Annotated in this window: 9 protein-coding genes; 6 read left to right on the top strand and 3 right to left on the bottom strand. The window is 69.8% G+C overall.

Annotation, left to right across the window (positions count from 1 at the left end; translation table 11 throughout):
- Positions 1–18: 18 nt before the first annotated feature.
- A complete protein-coding gene (locus tag VIL67_RS09630) occupies positions 19–618 on the bottom strand; it encodes a TetR/AcrR family transcriptional regulator (protein ID WP_332048662.1) in 600 nt (199 codons plus the stop codon).
- Between the two features lie 94 nt (positions 619–712).
- Here VIL67_RS09630 and VIL67_RS09625 point away from each other — a divergent pair, with 94 nt between their 5' ends.
- From VIL67_RS09625 to VIL67_RS09605, 5 genes are all read left to right on the top strand, one after another.
- On the top strand, positions 713–2,104 hold the full coding sequence (locus tag VIL67_RS09625; protein WP_332048661.1) for a carotenoid oxygenase family protein: 1,392 nt from the start codon (positions 713–715) through the stop codon (positions 2,102–2,104).
- 262 nt (positions 2,105–2,366) lie between these two features.
- Entirely contained in the window at positions 2,367–4,247 is a 1,881-nt protein-coding gene (locus VIL67_RS09620) for an alkyl/aryl-sulfatase (protein ID WP_332048660.1), read from the top strand.
- Between the two features lie 88 nt (positions 4,248–4,335).
- Positions 4,336–5,724, top strand: a complete 1,389-nt coding sequence (locus tag VIL67_RS09615; protein ID WP_332048659.1) for a DUF4139 domain-containing protein — start codon at positions 4,336–4,338, stop codon at positions 5,722–5,724.
- A complete protein-coding gene (locus VIL67_RS09610) occupies positions 5,724–7,265 on the top strand; it encodes a DUF4139 domain-containing protein (RefSeq protein ID WP_332048658.1) in 1,542 nt (513 codons plus the stop codon). Before VIL67_RS09615 ends, VIL67_RS09610 begins: the two co-directional genes overlap by 1 nt.
- 62 nt (positions 7,266–7,327) lie before the next feature.
- Positions 7,328–8,713: a flavin-containing monooxygenase gene (locus VIL67_RS09605; RefSeq protein WP_332048657.1), complete on the top strand. Its 1,386-nt coding sequence runs from the start codon at positions 7,328–7,330 to the stop codon at positions 8,711–8,713.
- A gap of 30 nt (positions 8,714–8,743) precedes the next feature.
- On the opposite strand, the gene VIL67_RS09600 is transcribed toward VIL67_RS09605, so the two are convergent.
- Positions 8,744–8,941: a hypothetical protein gene (locus VIL67_RS09600; protein WP_332048656.1), complete on the bottom strand. Its 198-nt coding sequence runs from the start codon at positions 8,939–8,941 to the stop codon at positions 8,744–8,746.
- Between the two features lie 70 nt (positions 8,942–9,011).
- A complete protein-coding gene (gene secA / locus VIL67_RS09595) occupies positions 9,012–11,741 on the bottom strand; it encodes a preprotein translocase subunit SecA (protein WP_332048655.1) in 2,730 nt (909 codons plus the stop codon).
- 258 nt (positions 11,742–11,999) lie between these two features.
- Here secA and VIL67_RS09590 point away from each other — a divergent pair, with 258 nt between their 5' ends.
- Complete coding sequence (locus tag VIL67_RS09590) at positions 12,000–12,752, top strand: class I SAM-dependent methyltransferase (protein ID WP_332048654.1); 753 nt, start codon at positions 12,000–12,002, stop codon at positions 12,750–12,752.
- Positions 12,753–12,765 lie beyond the last annotated feature (13 nt).

Below are 12,765 nucleotides of genomic sequence, written 5' to 3'. Positions count from 1 at the left end.
CGGGCGCCGCCGGGAAGGTCAAGCGCCGGGACGCAGCCCGCGCCCCAGCACGCGGGCCAGCCCGTGGTGCAGCTCCTGGGCGGCGCCGGGCTGAAGCTTCCCGGCCAGCTCCAGGACCACCACCCCGTGGATGGCGGACCAGAACATCATTCCGATCTGCTCGGGATCGCCCGTCATGACGCCCTCGTCGATCTGGTCCTGCACCCAGGCGGTCATCGTCTCGCGCGCGCGCTGCGCCGCGCGCACCAGCTCGGGATAGTCGTCCTCGTGCGGCTGGTTGAGATCGAACATCAGCTTGTAGGTGTGCGGGTGCTCGAAGGCGAAGTCGACATAGGCCTGGCCCACCGCCGCGCCGCGGGCGCGGGCGCCGCTCGCGCCGTCGCGGGCCTTCTCGAGCGCCTCGGCGAAGCGGTCGAAACCGTTGGTGCGGATTGCGGCGAGGATGTCGTCCTTGTCCTTGAAGTAGCGGTAGGGCGTCATCGGCGACACCCCCAGCTCGGCGGCGAGCTGGCGCATGGTCACCGCATCCGGCCCGCGCTCGGCGAACAGGCGCTCGGCCGCCTCGCAAAGCCGCTCCCGGAAGTCGGCGACATCGGCTTCGGAGAGGACGCGCGGCATGAAACCTCAGGACTCAGGCGAAAGGGCCTTGCCAACGGCTAATGCTTACCCGATAAATTTACAACGTAAGTTTCAGCCGGCCGGAGGAAGCGCCATGGATGGTGACGTTCGGATCAACCCCTACCTGGCGGGCAACTTCGCCCCGGTACGCAGCGAGGACGACTTCGACCTTCCGGTCGCCGGCGAAATCCCGCGCGAGCTGCGCGGCGCCCTGTTCCGGATCGGGCCGAACCCGCAGTTCGAGCCCCGCGACCCCAATCACCACTGGTTCGGGGGCGACGGCATGGTCCACGGGTTCTACGTGGCCGACGGGAAGGTCAGCTACCGCAACCGCTACGCCCGTACCCCCAAATGGCGGCTGGAGAACGAGCACGGCCGCTCGCTGTTCGGCGCCTTCGGCAATCCCATGACCACCGACCCGTTGGCGTTCGGCAACGAGGGCGGCACGGCCAACACCAACATCGTCTGGCACGGCGGGAAGCTGCTGGCGCTGGAAGAGGGGCACCATCCCTTCGAGATGGACCCAAGAACCCTCGAGAGCCGCGGCTATGTCCGCGACTACCAGGGCCGGGTCACCGCGCACCCGAAGATCGATCCGCGGACCGGCGAGATGGTGTGGTTCGCCTACGGGGTGGGCGACATGCCGCTCTCCGCGGGAATGAGCTACGGCGTGACCGACCGCGAGGGGCGGGTCGTCCGCCGCTCGGATTTCCAGGCCCCCTACGCCGCCATGATCCACGACTTCATGGTCACCGAGAACCACGTGCTGTTCCCGGTCCTGCCCCTGACCGCCAGCCTGGAGCGGGCCATGACCGGCCGGCCGGCGTTCGCCTGGGAGCCGGAGAAGGGCAGCCATGTGGGGGTGATGCGCCGCGACGGAGACGTGGCCGACATGCGCTGGTTCAACACCGAGGCCTGCTACGTCTTCCACCCGCTGAACGCCTGGGAGGCTGACGGCAAGATCTTCGCCGACGTGATGCGCTACGACGTGGCGCCGCTGTTCCCCCGCGCCGACGGCGGTCCGGGCGAGAAGTCGGCCGCGCGGCTGGTGCGCTGGACCTTCGACCTGGCCGGCGACAGCGACGCCATCAAGGAGACGCCGCTGGACGACCTGGACGGCGAGTTCCCGCGCGTCGATCCGCGGGTCGAGACCCGCGCCCACCGGCACGGCTGGTACGCCGCCGACACCTCCGGCGCCCGGACCGTGAAGCAGAACGCCATCGCCCACATCGACCTCGGCACGGGCAAGCGGCAGGTCTATGAGCTGACCGGCGGCGACCTGACCTCGGAGCCGGTGTTCGTCCCGCGCTCCGCCGATGCCCCGGAGGGGGATGGCTGGCTCACCGCCGTGGTCTGGCGGGCGGGCGAGAACCGCTCCGACCTGCTCGTGTTCGAAGCGCAGGACGTGGCGCGCGGCCCGATCGCCACAGCGGCGATGCCTCGGCGGGTGCCGTTCGGCTTCCACGGGAACTGGGCGAGCTTCTAGGGGCAGAGTCTCCTCTCCCGCGCCACAGGCGGGGGAGAGGGCGGGGTGAGGGCCGGCTGTAACCGGTGGACCACTCCGGATGGCGGCCCGAGGGCCCTTGAGTTCTCATCCGGCGCGGGTCTGTCTCACGAGCCGGCCCTCACCCTACCCTCTCCCGCTGGGCGGGAGAGGGGGCGTCTGTGGGGTTGGCGATCCTGGCTCCTGCTTTACAGACTCCGCTTGGGTCCCGGCTTTCGCCGGGATGAGCGGAACGGGGGTGGGAATGCGTGTGATCGGGGCCTGGGCGCTGTTGCTCGGAGTGAGCCTGTCGTCGACCAACCTCCACGCCGCGCCCGATCCGAAGGACCGGCAGGACTTTGCGTTTGCGGAGCGGGGCTTCGTCGGCACCCGGGCCGAGCCGAAGATCGTGGCCGCGGACGGGCGGGTGGTCTGGGACCTGGCGGCCTATGATTTCATCAAGGGGACCGCGCCCGCCAGCGTGAACCCCAGCCTGTGGCGGCAGGCGCAGCTGTTGTCCAAGCACGGCCTGTTCAAGGTGACGGACGGTGTCTGGCAGGTCCGCGGCTTCGACATCGCCAACGTCACCTTCGTCGCCGGCAGGACGGGCTGGATCGTCATCGACCCGCTGACCGCCGCCGAGACGGCCCGCGCCGCCCTGGACCTGGCCAACGAGAAGCTGGGGGCCCGGCCGGTGTTGGCGGTGATCTACACCCACAGCCATGTGGACCACTTCGGCGGCGCGCGGGGCGTCTTGCCGGCGGATGCGGGCGAGGCCGCGAAGGTTCAGGTCATCGCGCCCGCCGGCTTCCTGGAACATGCCGTCAGCGAGAACATCATCGCCGGCGCGGCCATGAGCCGGCGGGCCGTCTACCAGTTCGGGACCAGCCTTCCGCGCAGCACGACGGGGCAGGTGAGCGCCGGCATCGGCCAGGCGCCCGCGGCCGGGACCCAGACGCTCGTACCGCCGACGCGCGACATCACGCGCACCGGCGAGGAGCTCACCGTCGACGGGGTGCGGATGCAATTCCAGCTGACCCCCGCCACCGAGGCGCCGGCGGAGATGAACATCTACTTCCCGGACCTGAAGCTGCTGGACCTGGCCGAGAACGCCAACGCCACCCTGCACAACGTGCTCACGCCCCGCGGAGCCCTGGTGCGCGACGCCAAGGCCTGGGCGGACTACCTGTCAGAGAGCCTGCGCCTCTACGGGAGCCGGACGGATGTGCTGATGACCAGCCACGCCTGGCCCCGGTTCGGGCGGGCCACGATCGTCGACTACGTCGGCAAGCACCGCGACGCCTACAAGTTCCTGCACGACCAATCCGTCCGGCTGATGAACGAGGGACTGACCGGACCTGAGATCGCCAACCGGCTGAAGCTGCCCGAGGTGCTGGACCGCGAGTGGTACAACCGCGGCTACTACGGGACGCTGAGCTTCAATGCGCGTGCGGTCTACCAGCGCTACATGGGCTGGTACGACGCCAACCCGGTGAACCTGGCGCCTCTGGAGCCGACCGACGAGAGCGCGCGCTATGTGGCGATCATGGGCGGCGCCGAGCGGGTGCTGGCGGAGGCGGGGAGGGCGTTCTCGTCCGGCGACGACCGCTGGGCCGCCACCCTGGCGAACCGGGTGGTGCTCGCCGACCCACGCAACACCGCGGCCCGCGGCCTGCTGGCCCGCATCTACGACCGGCTGGCGGCGCAGGCGGAGAGCGCGCTGTCGCGGAACATGTATCTCACGGCCTCCCAGGAGCTGCGCACCGGCGCGACGCCAGCGCGGGGGGCGGCGGGCGGGGCGCCCGACCTGATCCGCAACACGCCGACGCCCATGCTGCTCGACCTGATGGCCGTGCGGCTGGACCCTGCCAAGGTCGGCGCCGAGACGTTGGCGCTCGACCTGGCGTTCCCGGAGCGGCAGGAGCGCTACCGCGTAACGGTTCGCCACCAGGTGTTGACCTACGAGCCGCTGCCGGCGGCGGGACGGGCCGACGCGGCGGTCAGCCTGCCGCGCGCCGAGTTCCTGGCCCTGGCCGGCGGCCAGTCGCCGCCGCAGAGCGGGGCGCAGGGAGACATCGCCGCCCTGCGCCGGTTCTTCGGCTGGTTGACGCCCCCACGCGGCGACTTCCCCGTCGTCTGGCGCTAGCCCTTCGCGCAACCTGCGGTCGGCGATCCCCTTGCGCCGCGCTCGCCGGGCGTGACAGGCTCGACGCCTCATCAGGAGGCGTTGCGTCTTGTCCAGGTTTCCCGTGGCGTTGCTCGCCGGCGTCGCCTTCATCCCGGCGCTGGCCGTGGCGCAGGACGCGCCGCGACAGTCGCTCACCATCTACAACTCGAACCTGGCCCTGGTTCAGGACACCCGCACCCAGGCCGTGGCCGCCGGGCGCTCCAGGCTCGAGTTCAAGGACGTCTCCGGCCAGATCCGGCCCGAGACAGTGTCGCTCTCGGGCGCGGGCGTGGGCGTGGTCGAGCAGAACTTCGACTTCGACCTGCTGACCCCCGGCAAGCTGATGGAAAAGGCGATCGGCCGGCAGGTGCAGATCGTCCGCATCAATCCCGGCAATGGCCAGCAGACCACCGAGACGGCCACCGTCCTCTCCGTCAACGAAGGCGTGGTGCTGAAGATCGGCGAGCGGATCGAGGTGCTGCGCGAGGATGACATCCCGACGCGGGTGATCTTCGACCGGATCCCCGAGAACCTGCGGGCGCGGCCCACGCTGTCCGTGACGGTGGACTCGGCCAGCGCCGGGGTCCGGCCGCTCACCCTGACCTACCTGACCCACGGCCTTTCGTGGAAAGCCGACTACGTGGCGCTCTTCGACGAGGCGGGCGGTCGGCTGGACCTGCAGGGCTGGGTCACGCTGAGCAACAACTCCGGCGTGACCTACCGTGACGCCGACGTCCAGCTGGTCGCCGGCGACATCAACCTGGTGCGCAGCGAGCAGGAATACTTCGCCCGCTACGGCCAGCGACGCGGCGCGACCCGCAGAGCCGGGACGGAGACGCCGACGGGGCCGGAGTCGGTGGCCGACTACTACCTCTACCCCCTGCCGGCGCGGACCACGGTGGCGCAGAACCAGACCAAGCAGGTGAGCTTCCTGGACGTGAAGGGCGGCCGGGCGCGCAAGGGCTACGCCTGGCGGGCCTATGGCTTCCAGACCCTGGAGGAGCCCCAGGCCGCCGACGTGGCCGTGGAGTTCACCAACTCGACGGCGGGCGGGCTGGGCGCCCAGCTGCCGGCCGGGATCGTGCGGGTCTATGTGAAGGACCAGGCCGGCGAGCCCAAGTTCGTGGGCGAGAACCGTGTGGACCACACGCCCCAGGGCTCGGACGTCTCGGTCAAGATCGGTGAAGCCTTCGACGTCACGGTGCAGCCGACGGTGGTGGCGCACGAGCGGAGCAAGCACAACCACTCGCGCTACCGCATGGAATACGTCGTGCGGAACGCCCGGCCCCAGCCGGTGACCGTCACCCTGCGCCAGGGCGGCATGTGGCGGGACGGCAAGGTGCTGGAGGAGAGCCTGAAAAGCACCCGGGTGGACGCCTACAACCTGGCCTGGGACGTGCCCGTGCCGGCGAACGGCGAGACCCGGCTCACCGCCTACATCGACACCGGGCACTGATGCGCGCCACGGCGTCCTTTGCGCTGGCGCTGGCGCTCGCGGCCACGGGCGCCGAGGGACAGATCGTGTCTGAGGCGCCCCAGCGGGCGGCGGTGACCATCTATCGTGACGGCGAGCCGGACTATTCCACGCCCGCCTACGAGGCGGAGCTGGATCCCTGGTCAGGGCTGGCCCTGATCAGCGAGACCCGGAGCGTGGACCTGCCGGCTGGGCGCAGCCGCATCAGCTTCCGCGGCGTAGCCGAGACCATGGTCGCCGAGACGGCGGCGGTGCAGGGGCTGCCCGGCGCGGTCATCGAGCGCAACCAGGACTATGACCTGTTGAGCCCCGGCGCGCTGCTGGAGGCCGCCATCGGCGAGACGGTGCGGCTGGTGCGGACCAACCCTGTGACAGGGGAGGCGACCGTGCGCCCGGCGGTGGTGCGCTCGGCGCCGCACGGGCCGGTGCTCGAGGTGGATGGCCGGATCGAGCCCCTGCGCTGCAGCGGCCTGCCCGAGCGGATCGTGTTCGACCGGGCGCCGGACGGGCTGAGCGAGCGGCCGACCTTCTCCGTGCTGGCGGAGGCGCCGAGGGCAGGGCGCTACACCGTGCGGCTGAGTTACCTCGCCACCGGCTTCAACTGGGCCGCCGACTACGTGGCGAAGCTGGCGCCCGACGGCCGAACCGTGGACCTGACCGGCTGGCTGACGCTGGTGAACCACACCTCCACCAGCTTCGCCCTGGCGCCGACCGACGTGGTGGCCGGCGAGCTCTCGCGGGACGAGGAGACGGTCCCGGTGCAGGCGGAGGCGAAGCCGGTGACCACCGGCTGCTGGGGATCGCTGGACCGCCCGGCGATCCCGCCGCTGCCGATCCCCGAGGTGGCGTATCGCATGGGTGCGCCCGCGATGGACAACGTCGAGGAGATCGTCGTCACCGGGTCGCGGGTCGCGGTCCAGAGCGAGCTCGGCGACTACAAGCTCTACACCCTGCCGGAGCCCACGACCGTTGCGGCGCGACAGACCAAGCAGGTGCTGTTCCTGGATCAGAAGGCCGTGCCGGTGGAGCGGGTCTATGCGTTCCGGGTCGACGACGACACCGAGCTGGACGACCCGGAGCCTGGGCCCACCACGGTGGCCCTGCGGTTGCGCAACGAGGCGAAGACGGGACTCGGCAAGCCGCTGCCCTCGGGCGTGGTGGCGGTGATGGCGCCATCCGAGCGCGGGCTGGTGCTGGCGGGCGAGGACAAGGTGAAGGACACGCCGGTCGGCCTGCCGCTCGACCTGGAGATCGGCCGCTCGTCGGACGTGCAGGCCGAAGTCCGCGTGCTGCGCGACTGGGAGGAAGGGGGCTTCGACCGGAAGGCGATGGAGGTCACCTTCACCAACGCCCGCGGCCAGCCCGTGCTGGTGGAACATCGCCAGGCCCCGACGGGAGAGGACTTCAAGGTCCGCCGCGCCTCGGAACGGGCGGGCTTCCTCAAGGGCGACGCCTTCTGGCGCCTGCAGGTTCCGGCCGGGGGGCAGGTGCGGCTGACCTATGAGGTCGCCGCCCGCTCCTGAGCCGTTTGCGTGACGCGGGGGAACCGGGGCAGCCTGCCCGCAAAGCGTCGGGAGGAGAGAAGATGGCGGACGCCCTGCCCAAGGCCTGCATCATCGGCGCGGGCTGTTCCGGCTTCACCACGGCCAAGCGGCTGCAGGACCTGGGCGCGCCGTTCGACTGCTTCGAGATGTCGGACGACGTCGGCGGCAACTGGTACTTCAATAACCCGAACGGCCTGTCGGCCTGCTACGAGAGCCTGCACATCGACACCTCGAAGTGGCGGCTGGCCTTCGAGGACTATCCCGTCCCGGCCGACTGGCCCGACTTCCCCCACCACGCCCAGCTGCTGCAGTACTTCCGTGACTACGTGGATCACTTCGGCCTCAGGCCGAAGATCACCTTCAACACCCGCGTGGACCGGGCGGAGCGGACGGCGGACGGCCTGTGGTCGGTGACCCTCTCCAGCGGCGAGACGCGGCTCTACGACGTGCTGTTCGTCTGCAACGGCCACCACTGGGACGCGCGCGTCCCGGACTACCCCGGACATTTCGACGGGCCGCACTTCCACGCCCACGCCTACCGCAACCCGTTCGATCCCGTGGACATGCGGGGCAAGAACATCGTCGTGGTGGGGATGGGCAATTCGGCCATGGACATCGCCTCCGAGCTCTCCCAGCGGCCGATCGCCAAGACGCTGTGGGTGGCGGCCAGACGCGGGGTCTGGGTGCTGCCCAAGTACATGGACGGGCGGGTCGCCGACAAAGCCTCAATGCCGGCCTGGATGCCGCGCAAGCTCGGCCTGGCGCTCGCCCGAAAGAAGATCAAGCGGGCGGTGGGGCGGATGGAGGACTATGGCCTGCCCAAGCCCGACCACGAGCCGCTGGAGGCCCACCCTTCGGTCTCCGGCGAGTTCCTGACGCGGGCGGGCTGCGGCGACGTGAAGTTCAAGCCGAACATCGCCGAGCTGATGGGCCGCCAGGTGCGCTTCGAGGACGGCTCGGTGGAGGACGTGGACGCCATCGTCTACGCCACCGGCTACAACATCAGCTTCCCGTTCTTCGTGGACCCGGCGCTGCAGCCCGACGCCGAGAACCGCTTCCCGCTCTTCAAGCGGATGATGCAGCCCGGCGTGCCCAACCTGTTCTTCATGGGGCTGGCCCAGCCGCTGCCCACCCTGGTGAACTTCGCCGAGCAGCAGGCGAAGCTGGCCGGCGCCTATCTGACCGGCCGCTACCGCCCGCCGCCGCCGGAGGAGATGAAGCAGGTGATCGCCGCGGACGAGGCCCTGCATCTGGGCCCCTACTACAAGGCGGCGCGGCACACGATCCAGGTGGATTTCGCGATCTATGTCCGCGACCTGCTGAAGGAGATCGAGCGGGGAGAGAAGCGGGCGGCGAAGGCGGGGTACGCGCGTCCGGTGGCGGCCCGGGCGGCGGCCGGGTCCCCGCAGGCCCTGGCAGCGGAGTAGGACGCGTCGGTCGAGGAGGAGGGCTCTAGGCTAGTCGTCCTCGCCCTTGTCGCAGGCGATCTCGTCCACGAGGCGGGTGGCCTGCCAGAGCTCGACCACCGGGATGTCGTCTTCGCAGAGGTCCTCGGCGGCCTTGGCGATGGCCTGCTCGTCGTTGGTGGCCTCGACCCAGTTGGCGCTCAGGATGCGGCGCCGGCCGTCCAGCTGGTAGGCGCGATAGGTGGTCATGCTCGATGTCCCCCGCTGAAGCTATCCGTAAACGAGTGCAGCTTCAGCGGGTTGCATGGCGGGAACCCGGCTAGACCAGGGCTCCGTGGCAGTGCTTGAACTTGCGGCCCGAGCCGCAGGGGCAGGCGGCGTTGCGGCCGGTGTCCTCCCAGCCCTGGGGCAGGGCGCTGGTCGGCAGGGCGCTCCGCTGGTCGGCCGGGATGCCGTCGGGGAGGGCGCCCATCTGGGCCGCGTTCTCGCCGGTGAGCGGGTCGAGGTGGATCTCGGTGAACTGGCCCGTGGAGGGCGGGGGCGGCGGCTCCTCAAACTGGAACTCCACCGTCATCAGCCAGCGGGTCACGTTCTGGCGCAGGTCGACCAGCAGCTTCTCGAACAGCGAGAAGGCCTCGGTCTTGTACTCGTTCAGCGGGTCGCGCTGGCCGTAGCCGCGCAGGCCGATGACATTGCGCAGGTGGTCGAGGTGGGTGAGATGCTCGCGCCACTGCATGTCCACCTGCTGCAGCAGGAAGCTCTTCTCGACGCTGCGCATGTGGTCGCCCACCAGGGCCTCGCGCTCGGCCGCGCGGGCGTCGGCGGCCTGGATGATGCGCGCCTCGATCTCCTCGTTGGCGATGCCTTCCTCGGCGGCCCACTCGCGGACCGGCAGCTCCAGGCCCAGGAACTGGCGCAGGTGGTTGTCGAGGCCCTCGATGTCCCACTGCTCGGCGTAGGCCTTGGGCGGCAGGTGCTGCTCGACGAAGTCGCGGATGGTGTCGAGGCGGAACTCGCGCACGATCTCCGACAGGTCGGCGGCCTCCATGAACTCGTGGCGCTGCTCGAACACGGCCTTGCGCTGGTCGTTCACGACGTCGTCGTACTTCAGCAGGTTCTTGCGGATCTCGTAGTTGCGCTGCTCGACGCGCTTCTGGGCGGTGGCGATGGCGCTGTTCAGCCACTTGTGGGTGATGGCCTCGCCTTCCTGCACCCCGAAGGTCCGCATGATGGAGTCCAGCCGGTCGCCGGCGAAGATCCGCAGCAGGTCGTCCTCGCAGGACAGGAAGAACTTGGAATGGCCCGGGTCGCCCTGACGGCCGGTCCGGCCGCGCAGCTGGTTGTCGATCCGCCGGCTCTCGTGCCGCTCGGTGCCGAGGACGAACAGGCCGCCGGCGGCCAGCGCCTGTTCCTTCAGCGAGCGGATGTCGGCCTCGATGCGCTCGCGCTCGGCCTGCAGCTGCTCCGGCGTGACCTCGACGCCCAGGCCCTGCTGCTCGTCGCGCCACTTGGTCAGGCGCATGTCGACGCTGCCGCCCAGCTGGATGTCGGTGCCGCGGCCGGCCATGTTGGTGGCCACGGTGACCGCGCCCGGCACGCCCGCGTCGGCGACCACATGGGCCTCGCGCTCGTGCTCCTTGGCGTTCAGGACGTTGTGCGGGATGTTGTGGGCGGTAAGCAGCCGCGACAGCTCTTCCGACTTCTCGATCGAGGTGGTGCCCACCAGGATCGGCTGCCGGCGGGCGTAGCATTCCTCGATCTGCTTGATGATCGCGGCGTTCTTCTCGGCGGAGGTGCGATAGACCTCGTCGTCGTCGTCGATCCGCGCCACCGGACGGTTGGTGGGGATCTCGACCACTTCCATCTTGTAGATGTCGCCGAACTCCTGGGCCTCGGTGGCGGCCGTGCCGGTCATGCCGGACAGCTTCTCGTAGAGGCGGAAGTAGTTCTGGATGGTCACCGAGGCGAGGGTCTGGTTCTCCGGCTGGATGAACACGCCTTCCTTGGCCTCGATGGCCTGGTGCAGGCCCTCGGACAGGCGGCGGCCGTGCATCATGCGGCCGCTGAACTCGTCGATCAGGATCACCTCGCCGGCGCGGACGATGTAGTCCTTGTCGCGGGTGTAGAGGACGTTGGCGCGCAGCGCCTGGTTCACGTGGTGCACCACCGAGACGTTGGCGGCGTCGTAGAGGCCCGTGGAATCCTCGGCCAGGTGGCCGCCGGCCTGCAGGATCTCCTCGATCTTCTCGGCGCCTTCCTCGGTGAGGATGACCTGCCGCTGCTTCTCGTCGAAGTCGTAGGTGGCGGTGTCCTGGATCAGCTGTTTGATGAGCGCGTCGACGGTCTTGTAGAACTCGCTCCGGTCCTCGGTCGGGCCCGAGATGATCAGCGGCGTGCGGGCTTCGTCGATGAGGATGGAGTCCACCTCGTCGACGATCGCGAAGTGGTGGCCGCGCTGGACCATCTCGCCCGCGTCATAGACCAGGTTGTCGCGCAGGTAGTCGAAGCCGAACTCGTTGTTCGTGCCGTAGGTGATGTCGGCGGCGTAGGCGGCCTGGCGCTGGCCCTGGCTGAGGCCGTGGACGATGGTCCCCACCTGCAGCCCGAGGAAGCGGTAGACCTGACCCATCCAGTCGGCGTCGCGCTGGGCGAGGTAGTCGTTGACCGTGATGACGTGCACGCCCTTGCCGGCCAGCGCGTTCAGGTAGACCGGCGCGGTGGCGACCAGGGTCTTGCCTTCGCCCGTCCGCATCTCGGCGATCCCGCCCTGGTGCAGGACCATGCCGCCCACCAGCTGCACGTCGTAGTGCCGCTGGCCGAGCGTGCGCTTGGCCGCCTCGCGGACCACCGCAAAGGCCTCGTCCAGGATGTCGTCCAGCGTGGCGCCCTTGGCCAGGCGGTCCTTGAACTCGCGGGTCTTGGCGCGCAGCTCCGCATCGGAGAGGGCCTGGATCTGCGGCTCGAGGGCGGTGATCCGCTGCGCCCGCGCCTGCATGCCCTTGACCTTGCGGTCGTTGGAAGACCCGAAGAACCGTTCGAAGATGCTCAAGGGAAGGTGTCCGGTTGAGGGGCCGAGGCGTGGCGCAAGGCCCTCGCCGGCCGGCAAAAGTCGCTCTTTTCAGGGCGCGCGAGACTTAAGCAGCGCCCCTGCCAGTGTCAACGGAACCGCCGGATGGACATAGCGTCGCTATGGGCGCAGTCTCCCTCACCATGAAGGCCTAGTCGCACACGCGCGCCGCGGACATCCGCCGGCATTCGACGCGCAGCCGCAAGGCTGCGCCAGCGACCTCCTGCCTTCGAGATCCTCATGACCACCACCAACCGGTACGGCGCGATCGCCGCCGAGATCTATGACCTAGACAAGCCCTTCGGGGCCTTGCCCGACACGGCCTTCCACCTGGCCCGCTTCCGGGATTTCAAGGGCTCGATCCTCGAGCCCGCCTGCGGCTCGGGGCGCACCCTCTTGCCCTTGCTGGAGGCAGGGCTCGACGTCACGGGCTTCGATCCCAGCCCCGAGATGCTGGCGCGGTGCCAGGCGCGCTGCGCAGCGGCGGGCTTCGCGCCGGACCTCACGCGCCAACGCTTCGAGGACTTCGCCTATGACCGTTCCTTCGACGCCATCCTCGTGCCGGTGGGCTCCTTCACCCTGATCGATCGCTTCGAAACCGCGCTGGACGTGCTTCGCCGCTTCCACGCTCACCTGAGGCCCGGCGGCGTGCTGGTGATCGACAACCAGGGGCTCGAGGTCCTCGCCCCAGCACCCGACGACCGCCGCCGCTGGACGACGCCCGACGGCGACCTCCTGACGCTGGAGGGGATCCGCACCGCCACCGACTGGCTCGCTCAGCGGGCGGAGACCACCTACCGCTATGAACGTTGGCGCGATGGCGTGCTGGTGGAGAGCCAGATCGACGTGATGGCCCAGCGCTACTGGGGCTGTGACGAGTTCCGCCTGGCGCTCGAGGCGGCCGGGTTCAGCCAGGTGACGGTGACCGGCGGCTATCGTCCTCGTCCGCCGCGGGCGGGGGACCGGGTCCTCACCTACGAAGCGGTGAGATAGATCCACCAGACGA

The organism is Phenylobacterium sp. (genome assembly GCF_036563385.1).
GTDB lineage: Bacteria > Pseudomonadota > Alphaproteobacteria > Caulobacterales > Caulobacteraceae > Phenylobacterium.
Note: the sequence above shows the minus strand (reverse complement) of the source record. Positions and strands in the feature narration are given on the sequence as shown.